This window comes from Actinospineispora eucalypti, from assembly GCF_039543365.1.
Taxonomy (GTDB): Bacteria; Actinomycetota; Actinomycetes; order Mycobacteriales; family Pseudonocardiaceae; genus Pseudonocardia; species Pseudonocardia eucalypti.
Genome location: NZ_BAABJP010000004.1, coordinates 54,090 through 69,985, shown reverse-complemented (window position 1 = coordinate 69,985; position 15,896 = coordinate 54,090). Strand labels below are relative to the sequence as shown.

Here is a 15,896-nt window from a genome sequence, read left to right as displayed (position 1 = left end):
GAGGTGGATCCACCAAACCGACCGAAGCCGAGGAGATGTTTCCCGATGCCCTACATCCAGCGCCTGCTCGCCGCCGCCGCTGCCACCGCCCTCGCCCTGGGCGTGAGCGCCTGCGGAAGCGAACACCCCACCCCGGGACCCATCGCCGCGGTGGCCGCCAGTGACGGGGTCACCACCGCGTCCGACACGTTCGGCCCGGCCTGCGGTCAGCTGCCGCAGGGCAATGCGCCGGGGTCGCTCAACGCGATGGGTCCCCAGCCGGTGGCCAGCGCCGCATCCACCAACCCGCTGCTGAAGACCCTGGTCGGCGCGGTCAAGGCCGCCGGGCTGGTGGAAACCCTCAACCAGCAGCGGGCCATCACCGTGTTCGCGCCCTACGACCCGGCGTTCGCCCAGGTGAAGTCGGCCATGGGCGAGCAGAGGTTCAACGCCCTGCTCAAGGACAAGCAGGCGCTAGGCGGAATCCTCCAGTACCACGTCGTCGGCCAACGCTACGACCGCGACGGGCTCGCCCAGGCCGGACAGGTCAGCCCGTTGCCCGGCGGGGAGCTCAAGGTGGCCAACACCGGCGCCGGCATGACCGTGACCGACGCCGCCGGCAACACCGCCAATGTGCTGTGCGGCAACATCCCCACCGCCAACGCCACCGTGTTCGTCATCGACAAGGTCCTCATGCCGGCGAGGTCCTGAAATCAGCCGCGGCGCGGCCCCTCCACCATCCGGCGGGGCCGCGCCGCCGCCTGCACTGTGGGCGCTCGCGCGACCACTCGGGGTAACCGGTATGTTCGCCCGGCGAACAAGATTGTTCCCCGATCTGGAGGGCACCGGCCGTGCGCAAACCTGGGTACCTCTGGACCGGCGCTCTGCTGGTGGCCCTCCTGGCGGTGTCGCTCTGGGTCCCGTCGACCGGCTCCGCGCGGGAGCGGCCGGACGAGCACCACTACTACATCCTGATCGGTGGCACGGGCGATCCGGACTCGTCCAACTTCCCGTCGGTGCACGACGGGAAGGCGGTGCCGGTGGAGTATCCGGCGTGCGCTCCGGCCTGCGGCGCCACCAGCTACGACCAGAGCGTCGCGGCGGGCCACGCGCACGCCCGGAAGGCGATCGAGCGCATCTACGCCGACGACCGCGTCGCCCGGTTCACCGTCGCCGGTTACTCGCAGGGCGCCCACGTGGCGAACCTGGTGCTCAACGACGTCGCGGACGGCGTGATCGACATCCCGGCCGAGCGCTTCGACGCGAAGCTCTACGCCGACCCGATGCAGCCCGGCACCGGGGTGGGGGCGAACGTGCCGAAGGGAGTGGGAGTGCCGCCGCCACTGGCCATGACCTCGCCCGGGCCGGGACGCTCCGACTTCGGCGGGATCCCGTTCACCCGCTACTGCATCGAGACCGACGGGGTCTGCCACTTCAACACCCTGGAAGCGGCCGGCGGGTACGTCCTCCAGCATTCCTGCTACCCGCGCGACGTCATGCCGGCCACCCTGGACGACGGCGAGTTCGAGGACGGCACCCACTGGTGGCGCCGGGTGAACTGCGGCCCCCAGCCCAGCGATGGCTAGAGCCTGTTTCAAAGTGTTTCGGTCCGTGCTGAGTGAGTCGGTGCCGGTTCGGAGACCGAGTTGGACGGCGCGGCGTGGAACTTTGCCGCAGCCGGGGTGCTGCCCGGCGGGTTCCCGTTCGTTCCACGACCAGGACCCACGGCCCCTGGCCGCCCCGCGCTGTCCTTGACGCTGTCGGTGGTGGCTGGGCGGGGGTGGTGGGGGGTGATCGTCATTTGTGGCGGATTAGCCTCGATTTTCGACGCTGATCCGCCACGAGCAGTGATCAAGGTCGCCGGGGCGCGGCTCTGCCGCCAGAAACGACGATCACCCACCGCCTGGCCCCGGTCCGCCGTTGCCAGTGGCGGATGAGGTAGGCAGCGGCTGCCGGATGAGGTAACGGCCTGCCGTGCGCGGCGGCCCGGATGTCATGGTGGCCAGGTGGTCGGTGATCATCAGGCAGTCGGCGTGGATTGGTGGCCGGAAACGACCCCGGCTGCCTGATGATCAAGAAGTGTCCGGTTACCGGCGTCCGTGTGGCACACACGAGGCGCCGCCGCGGCCGCGGCGGAACTGCCCGCCGTATCGTCCAGGCGACCTTCGACTCCGTTCGAACCCGGCGGGTCAGCACTTCGAAAAACGTCCTAGTACCTGTCTGGCGGGTGCCGCTATTCCTTGGCATCGGGGTGGCGGAGGGTGATGTCCTTGTAGGGAATTCTCTCCAGCTCGGCGTAGTTCTCCAACTCGCACTGCCAGCTGACCAATCCGTTGATTCGGTCCTTCAGGTGTTTCGCGCGCCACTCCCGGTCGCGGTCGTAGGACGGCGCCCCAACCCGGGGATGCAGGAGCAGTAGGCCGATCAGGATCAGCAACTGCATCGGCGCCGTGGCGTTGTCGGTGGGATAGTCACGGGTGAATTCGGACAACAATGACAGCGTGAGCATTGCTTCGGTAATTATCATGAGGACCGAACACGCCGAGCGTATTCTCGCGCCGCGGGTGGTCTTGCTTATCGTATCGAGCTCGATCGTGGCGAGTGCCCTTTCCTCGACGCAGTTCGGGAGGCGTTCCCGGAGCAGGCGCCGTTTGACCCGTTGCCGTGCGGCAGCGGGCGATTCGACCACCGGTTGGTTGGGCTCCGTATCGGTGTTCATGGCGCCTCCCGAGAACTTGAAAGTTCAAACTCCGACCCAAGCTCGAATCCCGCGGCCGGACACTAGTGTGCCGCCGGGGAATTCCGCACCAGAATTCCGTCGCCGGGACGACCCCAACACCAACCCAGCCAGGCGGAGTCGCGCTCCTGAAGCTCGGCTTCGCGGGCGCTGCCTCGGGTGGGGGAACGGTCCGAAGGCTCGTAGCCGCTGAGCTGGAGCAGATAGGCCAGTCCCGCGTACTCGCGAGGAAATCGGCGGATGACGGCGCGGTCCACATCAACCGGTCCGTAGGGAAAGGTGAGGCCGCACGAATCGTAGATCGATACGCGATGCGCGATGGCCCAACGGCCGTCGATGCGCACGAGCCGGTCCAGATAGCGGATATGGGTGATCGCACCCAGGTCCAGGTCGGGTTGGTCGGTGACCAGCATTGCATTCGTCTCCGCGATGGCGCGGTCGCCGGCCACGGTCACGTACGGATTGGAAATGACGTGTTTCGACCGCAACGCGCCCGTGGCGTGCCGCCGGGCGGCCGCGACGAAGTCACTCGCCGTGGCCTGGACCCAGGTGAGCTCGAGAGTCGCCTCGGGAGCGAAGAGGCTCTCGAGCCGGTCCCAGCGCCCGGCGTCCCGGTGGCTGCCCCAGGCGGTCATCAGCTCCGTGATCGACGACCGGTCGGCTTGTCGGGTGCTCATGCGCGCAGTCTGCGCGCTCAACCCGGCTTGAGGGCAACCGGTCAGGCGTTCTGCGTCTTGCGGTGCGGCAGCACCCACCCGGCCCGGGGGAAGTGGCAGGTGTACCCGTTGGGGTAGTGCTGCAGGTAGTCCTGGTGCTCCGGCTCGGCCTCCCAGAACGGGCCGGCCGTGACCACCTCGGTGACCGCCTTGCCCGGCCACAGGCCCGAGGCGTCGACGTCCGCGATGGTGTCGAGCGCGACGGACTTCTGCTCCTCGCTGGTGTAGAAGATCGCCGAGCGGTAGCTGCGGCCGATGTCGTTGCCCTGGCGGTTGCGCGTCGACGGGTCGTGGATCTGGAAGAAGAACTCCAGCACGTCCCGGAACGAGATGACCTCCGGATCGAAGACGATTTCCACCGCCTCCGCGTGGTCGCCGTGGTTGCGGTACGTGGCGTTCGGCGTGTCGCCACCGGAGTAGCCGACCCGGGTGGAGATGACACCCGGCTTGTGCCGCAGCAGTTCCTGCACGCCCCAGAAACAACCGCCGGCGAGGATCGCTGTCTCAGACCGCATCGTGCGCCTCTCTCCCTCGGTGGACCACCAACCAGAACGATTAGCGGCCGACCGATGTTCCTCGGGCGTCGTCACGTCCCCGAACGCCTACTCCTACCATCGGCGGGTGTCTTTCGTCGATGACCTCGATCCGTTCGGCCAGCTGGACGCCTCGTCACTGCCGCCGCGCCAGCAGCGGATCCTGGTGGCCATCAGGGACTGGGTGGTCCGGTACGGGTACCCGCCGACCACCCGCGAGATCGGTGACGTCGTCGGCCTGCGGTCGTCGTCGTCCGTGCTGAAGCATCTGGCCAGCCTGGAGGACAAGGGGTTCCTGCGGCGGGGCACCGGCATGGCCCGGCCGATCGACGTGCGGGTGTTCCTACGGGAGCCCGGCGAGCGGGCGGCCTCCGAGGACGCGGTGCCGGTGCCGGTGGTCGGCGACATCGCCGCCGGTACCCCGATCCTCGCCGAGGAGCACGTCGACGAGGTGCTGACCTTGCCCCGTGAGCTCGCCGGGCGGGGCAACGTGTTCGCGCTGCGGGTGCGCGGGGACTCCATGGTGGATGCCGCGATCTGCGACGGCGACACGGTCGTCGTACGCCAGCAGTCCGAGGCCCACTCGGGCCAGATCGTGGCCGCGATGATCGACGGCGAGGCCACGGTCAAGGTGTTCCGCCGGCGCGGCGGCCACGTCCTGCTCGAGCCGCGCAACGAGGCCTACGAGGTCATCGACGGCGACGAGGCGGTCGTGCTCGGCGTGATCGTCTCGGTGCTGCGCAGCGTCTGACGCCCCGGCCGGACGTTGGGGCCGTGATGAGCGGGCGTTCACCGACCCTCGGGTAGGTGGTGTGGCGGGTATTCGGCCTGGAACGCGGCGACGGCGGTCGGGAGGGTGGGGAAGATCCGGTCGGGGCCGATGGTTTCGAGCAGGCCGGTACGGCCCAGGTCGGTCCGCAGGTCCTGTTTCACCCGGGCGAGGGCCAGCACGATGCCCCGGCCGCGCAGCTCGTCGTTGAGGTTGCGGAGCGCATCGGCGGCGGTGATGTCGAGCTCGACGACGGCCTCGGTGTTGAGGATCAGCCACCGGGCGGGGGTGGGGGAGGCGTCCACGGCGGCGAGCGCCCGGCGGCGGAAGTTGTCCGCGTTGGCGAAGCTGAGCGGCGCGTCGTAGCGGTAGACCACCAGGCCGGGGAGTCGTCGGGCGTCCGGGTAGTCGTCGATGTCGTGCATGCCGGCCAGGCCGGGGACGAACCCCAGGATGCCGTCGTGGGGCCGGGAGAGCTTGCGCAGCAGGTCCAGGATGGACAGGCCGATCGCGGCCAGGACGCCGCCGAGCACGCCCAGAACCAGCACCGCCACGGTGGTGGCCAGGGCCAGGGTGGCCTCGGAGCGGTGCAGCCGGCCGAACCGCCGCAGCTCGCCGGGGTCGATCAGGCGGAGCGCGGCGTAGACGACCAGTGCGCCGAGCGCGGCGGAGGGGAGCGCGGACAGCACCGAGGCGCCGGCGAACGACACCACCACGATGGCGGCCAGCGCGACCAGCGAGTAGAGCTGGCTGCGGCCGCCGACGTCGTTGGCCAGCGCGGTGCGGCTGCCGCTGCTGCTGGCGGGGAAGCCGCGGACCAGGCCGGCGGCGAGGTTGGCCGCGCCGAGGGCGAGCATCTCCCGGTCGGCGTCGAGGCGGTGGTCGCCCCGGGTGGCGAACGCCCGGCCGGTCAGCACGGTGTCGGAGTAGGCCACGATGGCCACGCTCAGTGCGGGCGCGACCAGTGCGGCGAGGTCGCGGGCCGTGACCAGTGGCAACCCGGGCACCGGCAGGCCGCTGGGCACGGCGCCGACCACCCGGATGCCGTGCTCGCGCAGCGAGAAGGCGGCGGTCACCGCGGCCGCGAGGAGCACCGCGATCAGCGGCCCCGGGGCGCGCGGGGCCAACCGGGCCAGCGCGAGCAGCAGGGCGAGCACGGCGGCGGCGAGCGCGAACGTGGGCAGGTGCAGGCGGTCCAGGCCGGTGGCGAACGAGCCCACCTCGGCCAGGAACGTGTCGCCCGCCACCGGCACACCGGTGATGCTCCGGAGCTGGCCGGAGATCATGATCAGCGCGATGCCGGCCAGGTAACCGACCAGCACCGGTCGGGACAGCAGGTCGGCCAGGAACCCGAGGCGCAGCGCCCACCCGAGCACGCACACCACGCCGACCATCAGCGCGAGCGCGCCGCACAGCGCGGCGTAGCGGGCCGGGTCTCCGGCGGCCAGCGGGGCCACGCTGATCGCGGTCATGATCGCCGTGCTGGACTCGGGCCCGATGGAGAGCAGCCGCGACGTGCCGAGCAGTGCGTAGCCGACCAGGGCGGCCATCGCGGTCCACAGCCCGGTGACCGGCGGCAGCCCGGCGACGGTCGCGTAGGCGATCACCTGGGGCACCAGGTAGGCGGCGACGGTCAGGCCGGCGGTCAGGTCGCCGCGCACCGAGGGCCACTCGCGGCGCCGCAGCGCGGCCCAGCCCGGCCGAAGGGCCGGGGCCAGCCACGGCGCGCGGAGCATTACCCGCTCGGGTTGGTCCACAGACGCAGATAGTGATCGAACTACCCGCCCGGGGCAACGTCACCACACCGCCTCGGGGGAGTTCACGAACGAGTGCACTACGGGGTGTGACCCGCATCTCCACCGGACGGGCCGGCTTTTACTGAGGCCAGCCGAGGCCGGGGATGGCTAGTCTCGAGCCGTGACTTCCAACATCGAGCTCGAACACGGCGCAAATGTTGTCGAAGACTGGCTGTCCAGGATGGACGCCGACGATCTGGAGCTCCCCACCCAGCGCACGGACGCGGAGGACCTGCTCTGGGACCTGAGTGCCCGGGCATGCGAGGGCGCCTCGCACGCCGACCTGGCCGAAGCCGTCGCCGAGGCGCGCGGCGCCGGTTGGGAGTGGTCGCCGATTGCCGCGCTGCTGGCGGTGAGCCGGGAGGACGCCATCCGCCGGTTCGGCGGCGAGTCCGAGCGGCAGCGCCCGGGAGTGCTGGCGCGCCTCATCCCGGCAATGCGGCAGCCGACCCGGTAACCCCGCCGGCCGGCTACTTGTGGATCGGCTGTGAATCTTGGTTCTGCTGTGACGCCGGAAGGCCCTTCGACGTTCACTGGGTAGGGGTTGCTGCTCGCGCCGAACCAGGAGGCCGTCATGCGTCTTACAGCTCGCCCGCGCTGGTTCGACCGGTTGGTCGCCTCTCCGACGGCGCGACGCCTCCTCCGGGGCGGCGGTGCCGGCGGAACCCGGGTGACCGCCCGGCGGTGGGTGCCCGACGCCGGTGAGTCGCGGGCCGGCGAGCGGTACGGCGGACCGGCGTCCGCCACTCGGCCGATCATCACGCTTCCCCCCGGCGGCCGGGGTGGGGGGCGCGCGAATTCGCCGGGCGGCCCGGGTGGCCGGCGGCCGTTCTGGTTGGTGCTCGGCCTGGTGGCGGTCGTGCTGATCGGCCTGGCCGGTGGCTACCTGATCGTCGCGGGCACCGGCGGCTCGACCGGCAGCCCCCAGGCCGGCGGGGCCGGCGCGACGCCGGGCAAGCCCGAGGCCCTGACCAACTGCACCGCCAACGTGGTCGACGCGTCGGGCGCCCGGCAGGCGTTGGAGGCGGCCAAGCCGGGCGACCGGATCTGTCTCAACGGCGACCTGGGCAACGAGGAGCTGCAGCTGCGCCGGTCCGGGGTGGAGAAGCAGCCGATCACCATCCTCGGCGGCGGAACCGCGACCACCGGGCAGATCACCGTGCGCGGCGACCACGTGGTGGTCGACGGCGTGCGGATGAACAAGCCGCGCTCGCCCGGTTTCATGCTGATCGGCAACGACATCACGGTGCGCGCCAACGTGGTGGACAGCCCTCAGGTCGTGAAGAAGGGCGACGACGGCGACGGCATCCGGTTCTTCGGCAACGACATCAAGATCGTCAACAACCTGGTCCGGAACGTGGTCAACCTGAACGGTCAAAAGGGCAACCACGGCGACGCGATCCAGACCTTCGCCACGTCCGACGAGAACGGTCCGAGCCAGCGGGTGCTGATCGACGGCAACCGGTTCGAGGAGATCGACAACATGTGTCTGATCGCCGAGGGGCCGGACAGCGAGGCCGGCGACGGCACGGGTGAGGGCAAGTCCAGCGACTTCACCGTCACCAACAACTACTGCGACAACGGTGCCGGCCAGGCGTTCTTCTTCGACGACATCTCGGACGTGACGCTCACCGGCAACGAGGTCGTCGGCAAGATCGACAAGGCGTTCTCCCTGCAGAACGACTCCACCGGTGCGACCATCCGGGACAACAAGATCAGTCCGAAGGTCGGCTACGAGGTCGGCATGGACGACTCCTCCGAGGACGACTACAACGGCCCGGACCCCGAGGGCGGCCCCTGAGACCGCGTCTGAGGAGTGGCCCGGCCGCCCTAACCGCGCTGGTCACCGCTGAACTTCGGGTCAGTGTTGGGTCTGGCGCAGGGGGTGGCGGGCGAAGAACTCCATGATGACCGGCGTGGCGTCCAGCACGGTGGGCACCTCGGAGTCGAGGTTGGGCCGGGTGCTGGGCCAGTCGTGGCCGAGGCCCTCGACCCGATAGTGCTCCAGCTCGGTGCCCTGGCCACACGGCTGCCAGCGGAACACCCGGACCGTGCCGCCGTGCTCGGTGCGTTCCCCGGGCGGGGTCGCGCAGCCGTCGCGGGCGGCCCAGCCGGCCAGCCACTCGGGCAGGGCGGGCAGGCCCTTAGCCGGGATGCCCCGGTAGGGGATGGTCGGGTCGGCGGTGCCGTGGAAGTCCAGGATCGACGCCGGCCGGGGCGGGTTGCACGGCCCGCCCTCCGGGTAGAACGCCCCGGACACCGGGGCGAACGCGGCGATCCGGTCGGGCAGCCGGCAGGCCAGCAGGCCGACGAAGCCGCCGCCGTTGGACTTGCCGGTGGCGTAGACCCTCGCCGGGTCCACACACAGCTCGCCGCGGAGCGCGTCGATCAGGTCGGCGGTGAACCGCACGTCGTCCACCGGCGCGGAGTAGGGCGCCCCGCTCCAGGCGGTCTCGCCGTCGGTCCCCACCAGGCCTTGCGGGTAGACCGTGATCGCGTCGGTCGCGGACATCCCGGTCAGCTGTTCCTGGTACTCCGGGGTGCGCTTGTGGCCGTGGAAGGACAGCACCAGCCAGCGCGGCCGGTCCGGTTGGTAGTCGGCCGGCAGGTGCAGCAGGTAGGAGCGCTTCACCCCGCCGGAGTCGACGGTCCGGGTGACGCTCTGCCCGGGTGGGGCCGGGGCCGGGCGCCCGCAGCCGGGTGAGGCGGCGGGCTCGGCCGGGGCGGCCGGCGCGCAGGCGGTGCCGGCCGCCGTGAGGCAGGCCAGCACCAGCGCGCGGACGGAGGTCGGCGAGATCACCGGGTGCTCGACGCTTCGGCCAGCTCGGGCGTGGGTTCCGCCGCGGGTGCCTCGTCGAGCAGGGTGGCCTCGTCGAACGGGTCGCGCCCGGCAAGCACCTCCTCGGCCTTGGCCCGGTCGAACTCTCCGGTCCAGGCCCCGATCAGCACGGTGGCGACCGAGTTCCCGGCGAAGTTGGTCAGCGCGCGGGCCTCGGACATGAACCGGTCGATACCCAGGATGAACCCGACGCCGTCGACCAGGTCCGGCCGGTGGGACTGCAGGCCGCCGGCCAGGGTGGCGATCCCGGCGCCGCTCACCCCGGCGGCGCCCTTGGCGGCAATGATCATGAACAGCAGCAGCCCGATCTGTTCGCCCAGGCCCAGCGGCTTGTCCTGGGCGGAGGCGACGAACAGCGTGGCCATGGTCAGGTAGATCGCGGTGCCGTCCAGGTTGAAGGAGTAACCGGTGGGCACGGTGATCCCCACCACCGACCGGCTCACGCCCAGGTGGGTCATCTTGGCGATCAGCCGGGGGAACGCCGACTCCGAGGACGAGGTGGACAGGATGAGCAGGAACTCCCGGCCCAGGTAGCGCAGCAGGCGCAGCACGCTGACCCGCGCGCCGACCCACAGCACCGCGCCCAGCACCACGAACACGAACACCACGCAGGTGATGTAGAAGCCGACCATGAGCAGGGCCAGGTCGCGCAGTGCCTTCCAGCCGGTGGCGCCGACCACGGCGGCGATCGCGCCGAACGCGCCGATCGGGGCGGCCCACATGACCATGGACAGCACCCGGAACACCAGGCGCTGCAGGTGTTCGATGCCGCGCCGGATCGGCTCGCCGGCGCGTCCCATGCGTTGCAGGGCGAACCCGCACAGCAGCGCGACCAGCAGGGTCTGTAGCACCGATTTGCCGGTCAGCGGGGAGAACAGCGTGTCGGGGATCAGTCCGATGAGGAACCCGGTGCCACCCTCCGCACCGGTTGCTTGCTGGTGCACCTTGTTGACCGCCGAGGGGTCCAGGTGCAGCCCGGAGCCGGGGTGCAGCAGGTTGCCGACCACCAGTCCGATGGCCAGGGCGAAGGTGGACATGACCATGAAGTAGCTCAGCGCGATCACGCCGACCCGGCCCACCTGGGCGGCCTTGGCCACCGAGCCGATGCCCAGGACGATGGTGCAGAAGATGATCGGCGAGATCATCATGGTGATCAGCTTGACGAAGCCCTTGCCCAGCGGCTCGAGCGCTTTGGCGAAGTCGGGGGCGGCGAGCCCGACGACCACGCCGAGCACGACCGCCGCGATCACCGCCAGATACAGGTAATGGGTCCGGTCCCGCCGCGCCGGCGGTGATATGGGCTGAGCTGTGGGCACCGATGCCTCCCAGTTCGTCTGGCACGTTGCGCAGCACTATTCGGCACGCGGTGAGCCAGGTCACCGTTGTGGTCATAGAGTTCTCCAGCGTGCGTGTACGCCATGCCCGGCGCTGGAGCCTGGCCCGCCAGCTGCTGTGGGTGCAGCTGAGCGGGTTCGTGGTGCTGGTCGCGGTGGGCAGCGGCCTGGCCTACCTGGACGCCGTGCGGGCGGTGGATGACCGGGCGCGTGAGCAGGTGATCGCGGTGGCCGCCACCCTGGCCGACACGCCCACGCTGCGCACCGCCGTGGTCGAGCCGGCGCCGACCCAGGTGCTCCAGCCACTGGCCGAGCGCGTCCGGGCGGACACCGGCGTCGACTTCATCACGATCATGAACCCGGACGCGATCCGGTTCACCCACCCCGACCCCGCGCAGATCGGCCAGCGGTTCATCGGCAACACCGCCGAGGCGCTGCGCGGACACATGTTCACCGAGACCTACGCCGGCACGCTCGGCCCCTCGATGCGGGCCGTGGCCCCGGTCTTCGACGACTCTCGCCGGGTGGTCGCGCTGGTCGCGGTCGGGATCCGGATCACCGCGATCTCCGCCGAGCTGGCCGAACGGCTGCGCCCGCTGCTCACCGTGGCCGCCGCGGTACTGGTCGTCGGGGCCGCCGGCAGCGTCCTGATCAGCCGGCGGCTGAACCGGGAGACCCGGGGCCTGGCCCCGGCCGAGCTGAGCCGGGTGTTCACCTCCTACGAGGCGACCCTGCACGCCGTGCGCGAGGGGCTGATCCTGATCCAGGCCGACGGGAGGGTCGCCCTGTGCAACGACGGCGCGCGGGAGCTACTCGGCCTCAGCGCCGACCCTGCCGACCCGGTTGGCCGCGAGGTGGCCGAGCTGGACCTGCCCGAGTCGCTGGTCGAGGCGCTGCGCGCGGCGGAGCCCCGCACCGACGAGATCCACCTGACCGACACCCGGGTGCTGGTGCTGAACAGTGCGCCGGTCCGGGCGGGGAACCAGGCGTCCACCGTGGTGACCCTGCGCGACCACACCGACCTGCAGCGCCTGTCCGGCGAGCTCACCACCACCCGAGGACTGGCCGAGTCACTGCGGGCGCAGGCCCACGAGGCGGCGAACCGGCTGCACACCGTGGTCTCCCTGGTGGAGATGGGCCGCGCCGACGAGGCGGTCGAGTTCGCCGCCGCCGAGCTGGCCATCGCCCAGCGGCTCACCGACCGGGTGGTGAGCGCGGTGGACGACCCGGTGCTCGCCGCGCTGCTGCTCGGCAAGGCGGCCGAGGCGCACGAGCGGGGCGTCGAGCTGGTGATCACCGAGGACAGCGAGGTCGGCGACCCGGTGATCGACCCCCGCGCGCTGGTCACCATCGTCGGCAACCTGGTGGACAACGCGGTCGACGCGGCGCTGGAGGCCGAGGGGCCGCCCCGGGTGACGGTCACCATCCGGTCGGACGGCACCGACCTGCTGCTGCGCGTGGCGGACACCGGTCCGGGGGTTGCCGACGTGGCGCGCGCGGAGGTGTTCCGCCGGGGTTGGTCGACCAAGGGGGAAGCCGGGCAAGGTGTTGGCCGGGGGATCGGCCTGGCGCTGGTCGGCCAGGCGGTGCGGCAGCACGGTGGCAGCATCGACCTGGTCAACAGCGGGGGCGCGGTGTTCACCGTTCGGCTGCCGTTCCGGCCCCGGGAGGCCCCGTGATCCGCGTACTGGTCGTCGAGGACGACCCGGTGGTGGCCGAGGCGCACGGCACGTACGTGCGGCGGGTGCCGGGGTTCGAGCTGGCGCGGGTGGTGCACACGGGCGCCGACGCGCTGCGGTTCTGCGAGCGGAACCAGGTCGGGCTGGTGCTGTTGGACTTCGGGTTGCCGGACATCCACGGGCTGGCGGTGTGCCGGGCGCTGCGGGCCGGGCGGCACCCGGTGGACGTGATCGCGGTGACCTCGGCCCGGGACCTGGCGATGGTGCGCTCGGCGGTGTCCCTCGGCGTGGTGCAGTACCTGCTCAAGCCGTTCCCGTTCGCCTCGCTGCGGGACAAGCTGGAGCGCTACGCCCAGTTCCACGCCCAGTTCGACCAGGGTTCGGGCCAGGCGGCCGACCAGGGGGAGATCGACCGGGCGCTTTCCGCGCTGCGCGCCCCGAGCCGGGCGGCGCTGCCGAAGGGCATGAGCGAGCAGACGTTGAGCACGATCGCGGCGGTGCTGCGGGAGCAGCCGGACGGGGTCTCGGCCAACGCGGTCGCGGCGGCCACCGGGGTCGCCAGGGTGACCGCGCGGCGCTACCTGGAGTACCTGGCCGACCAGGGGGTGGTGACCCGGGTGCCCCGCTACGGCCAGGTCGGCCGCCCCGAGGTCTGGTACCGCTCCGTGCCCGCCGGTTAGGTCGCGAGCGGCCGGCGGTCGTGCGCGGTCCGGTTCGAAAGACGGTCAGGGCGGCGCGGCTCGGGTGGTCTCCCGCGGTCCGGGTGCGGCCCGTTGCGCTGGTTCGGTGGCTCGAGCCCTCGGTGGTTCGCCGGCCGACCCGAACGGTTACTGTCTGCGACCAATCGCGGCGTGCGCTGGCGAGCGGCCGGAACCTCTCGTGGTCAAGTCGCGCTGAGAGCCGTTACTGGTCAGTAGACCGTCTCTAATGGCGACTTGACCATGAAACCCCCACGAGCTACCCGAAAACGCGGATACAGACAGTGAGCGTAGCCGCGAGGCCGGATGGTTCAGGCGCCGGCGATGCCGGTTTGCAGGTGCTCGTACACCACCGAGGTGCGCACGTCGGCGACCTCCCGGCGCTGGGTGAGCCGGTCGATGACGAACGCGTAGAGGCGCTCGTTGTCCGCGACGGCGAGGTGCAGCAGGAAGTCCTCCGAGCCCGTCGTGACGAACACGCTGAGCACCTCCGGCAACTGGGACACCCAGTTGCGGAAGCCCTCGATGACCGGTCGGGAGGGCGGACGGATGCGGACGGCGATGAGCGCCTGTACCGGCCGCCCGACGGCGGTGAGATCGACGACGAGCTGGGCCCCTCGGATCACGCCGCGCTCGCGCAGCGCCCGGGTCCGGTCCAGCGCGGTGGTCGGCGCGACGCCGACGGCGGCCGCGATGTCGCGGTTGGTGCGCCGTGCGTCGCGCTGCAGTTCCCGCAGGATCGCCGTATCAAGTTCGTCGAGACCGGGCACGGGCCGAGTTTACCCGTACTTAGTACGGAACTCGGACAGTAGTTTCGTCTTGCTGCTTACTGTTGGAGCCATGAGCCGTGCTATCTACGCAAGCTACCCCGGGTTCGAGGCCGACGAGATCCGCACCGACCGGCCGACCGGGCAGGCCCGGCTGAAGTGGGTCCTGGTCGTCGACGAGGCCCTTACGCCTGGTCGGGCGGCCAACGCCGCCGTCTGCGTGGGCGCCGCCACCTCGCCGCTGGTGGCGGGGCTGCTCGGCGAGGCCGCGAAGGACGGCGGCGGCTCCGTGCACCCGGGCCTGCCGTGGCTGGGCTGCGTGGTGCTGCGGGCGCCCGCCGGTGAGCTGTCCCGGCTGCGGGCTGAGGCGGCGGTGACCGAGGGCTGCCTGGTCGCGGACATGCCGGAGGCCGCCCAGCGGGTGCGGGTGTACGACGACTACCTCAACGCCGTCGCCCGGTCAACCGACCTGCGCTACGCCGCGATCGGCATCGTCGGCCCCCGCGACCGCGTCTCGGCGATGACCCGGGGGCTGCCCCTGCTCGGCTGAGCGGCCGGAGGTCGAGGAGCGCACCGCGACGAGGGCGCCGGCGACGAGCAGCGCGCCACCGGCCAGGACGGCGGTGCTCGGCGTCGTGGCGCGGTGCAGGTAGCTGTAGGTGATGCCGGAGACCGTCTCGATGACGACCAGCTGGCCGGCCAGGGACACCGGTATCCGCGAAGCGGCGCGGTTCCAGGCGGCGGTGGCCGCCCAGGAGGACACGGCCCCCAGCGCGAGGGCGCCGGCGAGGAACGCAACGGGTTGCTCCAGCGCGGTGCTCGACCGGCCGACGAAGGCCAGGGCGGGCAGCGCCCAGGCCATGCTGGTCACGCCGAGCGCGCTGGTCCACGCCGTGAGGTCGAGATCCGGGTGGCGCGCGAGGAACCGGGCGTTGGCGAGCCCGAACCCGGTCCAGGCGGCGAGTGCCGCGACCGCCGCCGCGATGCCGATGGCGACCGAGCCCCCGGTGTCGGGGGCGGACAGCAGGGCGTCGGCGTTGACCAGGATCAGACCCGTGACCGTCATCGACAGCGGGAGCACCAGCGACCGGGGCCGGATACCGCCCGCGCGGCTGCCGGCGATGGCCAGCGTCACCGGCAGTGCGCCGACGATCAGCGTGGTGACCGGTGCGCCGGCGTACCGCACGCCCAGGACGACCAGCAGGTAGTAGCCGGTGTTGCCGGCCAGGCCGAGCACCGAGGCCGCCCGCCAGGCCCGGCCGTTCAGGGTCCGGCGCCGCGCCGGGGCCAGCATGGCCAGCACCGCGACGGACAGCCCGCCGTACACCAGGTAGCGGCCCAGGCTGAGCTCCAGCGGGGAGACCTCGTCGAGCACCTCCGGCACCACGAACGCCAGTCCGTAGGCCATCTGGCCGAGCACCAGAACCGCCACAGCACCCGTTACGCTGTTTCTGTGCATGATGCATACATTAGCATTTATGTGCAAGGTGCATGTATTGGAGGGAAGCGATGGACGTCGACCGGGAGATACTGGTCAACCGGCTGGGCGCGCTGGCCCTGCACGTCACCGACCTGATCGCCGAGGCCACCGAGGCGGCGGCGGGACGCGGCGCCATGGCGCCCGCCGCCCTCAGCTCGCTGTCCCGCGACCGCCGGCGGCCGATCGAGCACCTGCGCGGAGAGCTGCACCTCTCGCACCCGGCCACGGTGCGGCTGGTGGACCGGCTGAGCCAGGACGGCCTGGTCACCCGGGAACCCGGGCCGGACCGGCGCACCGTGGTGCCCGTGCTGACCGAGGCGGGCCGCGCCACCGTCCAGCGGGTCACGAAGGCGCGCCGGGACGCGCTCGCCGGGGTGCTCACGGGGCTGACCGGCGAGGAGGCCCAGACCCTCGGGCACCTGCTGGACAAGCTGCTCCGGGCGGCCGCGCCGGACGAACCGGCCGGTGGCCACCTCTGTCGCCTCTGCGACGTGCCGGTGTGCGAGACCGCCGGCCCGTGCCCGGTGGACGCCGGGCTGGCGGGGCGCGGCGAGGGCCCGGTCGTTTGA

The 15,896-nt window shown here is 71.5% G+C and carries 17 protein-coding genes; 9 read left to right on the top strand and 8 right to left on the bottom strand.

What is annotated here, in order from left to right; translation table 11 throughout:
• The first annotated feature begins 45 nt into the window (after positions 1-45).
• Positions 46-690 (top strand): fasciclin domain-containing protein, encoded by a 645-nt coding sequence (locus ABEB12_RS05360; RefSeq protein ID WP_185062657.1) that lies wholly within the window; start codon positions 46-48, stop codon positions 688-690.
• A gap of 140 nt (positions 691-830) precedes the next feature.
• Entirely contained in the window at positions 831-1,565 is a 735-nt protein-coding gene (locus ABEB12_RS05355) for a PE-PPE domain-containing protein (protein WP_185062656.1), read from the top strand.
• Between the two features lie 647 nt (positions 1,566-2,212).
• Here the strand turns inward: ABEB12_RS05355 and ABEB12_RS05350 are convergent.
• The 3 genes from ABEB12_RS05350 to msrA all read right to left on the bottom strand — a co-directional run bounded on the left by ABEB12_RS05350 (position 2,213) and on the right by msrA (position 3,947).
• On the bottom strand, positions 2,213-2,698 hold the full coding sequence (locus ABEB12_RS05350) for a hypothetical protein (RefSeq protein WP_185062655.1): 486 nt from the start codon (positions 2,696-2,698) through the stop codon (positions 2,213-2,215).
• A 62-nt stretch (positions 2,699-2,760) separates the two neighbouring features.
• On the bottom strand, positions 2,761-3,414 hold the full coding sequence (locus ABEB12_RS05345; RefSeq protein ID WP_185062654.1) for a nuclear transport factor 2 family protein: 654 nt from the start codon (positions 3,412-3,414) through the stop codon (positions 2,761-2,763).
• A 20-nt stretch (positions 3,415-3,434) separates the two neighbouring features.
• Positions 3,435-3,947 carry a peptide-methionine (S)-S-oxide reductase MsrA gene (msrA, locus tag ABEB12_RS05340; RefSeq protein ID WP_185062653.1) on the bottom strand — a complete coding sequence of 171 codons (513 nt, stop codon included), beginning with the start codon at positions 3,945-3,947 and terminating at the stop codon, positions 3,435-3,437.
• A gap of 106 nt (positions 3,948-4,053) precedes the next feature.
• Here msrA and lexA point away from each other — a divergent pair, with 106 nt between their 5' ends.
• Entirely contained in the window at positions 4,054-4,716 is a 663-nt protein-coding gene (lexA, locus tag ABEB12_RS05335) for a transcriptional repressor LexA (RefSeq protein ID WP_345702585.1), read from the top strand.
• A gap of 38 nt (positions 4,717-4,754) precedes the next feature.
• Here the strand turns inward: lexA and ABEB12_RS05330 are convergent, their stop codons facing one another.
• Entirely contained in the window at positions 4,755-6,491 is a 1,737-nt protein-coding gene (locus ABEB12_RS05330; protein WP_345702584.1) for a SulP family inorganic anion transporter, read from the bottom strand.
• Positions 6,492-6,651: 160 nt separating this feature from the next.
• Here ABEB12_RS05330 and ABEB12_RS05325 point away from each other — a divergent pair, with 160 nt between their 5' ends.
• A complete protein-coding gene (locus tag ABEB12_RS05325) occupies positions 6,652-6,987 on the top strand; it encodes a hypothetical protein (RefSeq protein WP_185062651.1) in 336 nt (111 codons plus the stop codon).
• 117 nt (positions 6,988-7,104) lie between these two features.
• Positions 7,105-8,331: a NosD domain-containing protein gene (locus ABEB12_RS05320; protein WP_185062650.1), complete on the top strand. Its 1,227-nt coding sequence runs from the start codon at positions 7,105-7,107 to the stop codon at positions 8,329-8,331.
• 60 nt (positions 8,332-8,391) lie between these two features.
• Here ABEB12_RS05320 and ABEB12_RS05315 read toward each other — a convergent pair whose 3' ends face one another.
• Entirely contained in the window at positions 8,392-9,330 is a 939-nt protein-coding gene (locus tag ABEB12_RS05315) for an alpha/beta hydrolase family protein (RefSeq protein WP_185062649.1), read from the bottom strand.
• The gene (locus tag ABEB12_RS05310; RefSeq protein ID WP_185062648.1) at positions 9,327-10,685 is read right to left on the bottom strand and encodes a cation:dicarboxylate symporter family transporter; all 1,359 of its coding nucleotides are present in this window, start codon (positions 10,683-10,685) and stop codon (positions 9,327-9,329) included. The genes ABEB12_RS05315 and ABEB12_RS05310 overlap by 4 nt, the downstream gene beginning before the upstream one ends.
• 89 nt (positions 10,686-10,774) lie before the next feature.
• Here ABEB12_RS05310 and ABEB12_RS05305 point away from each other — a divergent pair, with 89 nt between their 5' ends.
• Complete coding sequence (locus ABEB12_RS05305; protein WP_345702583.1) at positions 10,775-12,382, top strand: sensor histidine kinase; 1,608 nt, start codon at positions 10,775-10,777, stop codon at positions 12,380-12,382.
• Positions 12,379-13,062 carry a response regulator gene (locus tag ABEB12_RS05300; RefSeq protein ID WP_185062646.1) on the top strand — a complete coding sequence of 228 codons (684 nt, stop codon included), beginning with the start codon at positions 12,379-12,381 and terminating at the stop codon, positions 13,060-13,062. The genes ABEB12_RS05305 and ABEB12_RS05300 overlap by 4 nt, the downstream gene beginning before the upstream one ends.
• 329 nt (positions 13,063-13,391) lie before the next feature.
• Here the strand turns inward: ABEB12_RS05300 and ABEB12_RS05295 are convergent, their stop codons facing one another.
• A complete protein-coding gene (locus tag ABEB12_RS05295) occupies positions 13,392-13,850 on the bottom strand; it encodes an Lrp/AsnC ligand binding domain-containing protein (RefSeq protein ID WP_185062645.1) in 459 nt (152 codons plus the stop codon).
• A gap of 70 nt (positions 13,851-13,920) precedes the next feature.
• Here ABEB12_RS05295 and ABEB12_RS05290 point away from each other — a divergent pair, with 70 nt between their 5' ends.
• The gene (locus tag ABEB12_RS05290; protein WP_185062644.1) at positions 13,921-14,397 is read left to right on the top strand and encodes a DUF2000 family protein; all 477 of its coding nucleotides are present in this window, start codon (positions 13,921-13,923) and stop codon (positions 14,395-14,397) included.
• On the opposite strand, the gene ABEB12_RS05285 is transcribed toward ABEB12_RS05290, so the two are convergent.
• Entirely contained in the window at positions 14,308-15,306 is a 999-nt protein-coding gene (locus tag ABEB12_RS05285) for an EamA family transporter (protein ID WP_185062643.1), read from the bottom strand. The genes ABEB12_RS05290 and ABEB12_RS05285 overlap by 90 nt on opposite strands.
• 50 nt (positions 15,307-15,356) lie before the next feature.
• Here ABEB12_RS05285 and ABEB12_RS05280 point away from each other — a divergent pair, with 50 nt between their 5' ends.
• A complete protein-coding gene (locus tag ABEB12_RS05280; protein ID WP_185062642.1) occupies positions 15,357-15,896 on the top strand; it encodes a MarR family transcriptional regulator in 540 nt (179 codons plus the stop codon).

Coding starts and splice junctions, on each gene's coding strand:
- ABEB12_RS05290 (WP_185062644.1), top strand. CDS start 13,921: ATGAGCCGTGCTATCTACGCAAGCTACCCCGGGTTCGAGGCCGACGAG.
- ABEB12_RS05285 (WP_185062643.1), bottom strand. CDS start 15,306: ATGCACAGAAACAGCGTAACGGGTGCTGTGGCGGTTCTGGTGCTCGGC.
- ABEB12_RS05350 (WP_185062655.1), bottom strand. CDS start 2,698: ATGAACACCGATACGGAGCCCAACCAACCGGTGGTCGAATCGCCCGCT.
- ABEB12_RS05320 (WP_185062650.1), top strand. CDS start 7,105: ATGCGTCTTACAGCTCGCCCGCGCTGGTTCGACCGGTTGGTCGCCTCT.
- ABEB12_RS05280 (WP_185062642.1), top strand. CDS start 15,357: ATGGACGTCGACCGGGAGATACTGGTCAACCGGCTGGGCGCGCTGGCC.
- msrA (WP_185062653.1), bottom strand. CDS start 3,947: ATGCGGTCTGAGACAGCGATCCTCGCCGGCGGTTGTTTCTGGGGCGTG.
- ABEB12_RS05360 (WP_185062657.1), top strand. CDS start 46: ATGCCCTACATCCAGCGCCTGCTCGCCGCCGCCGCTGCCACCGCCCTC.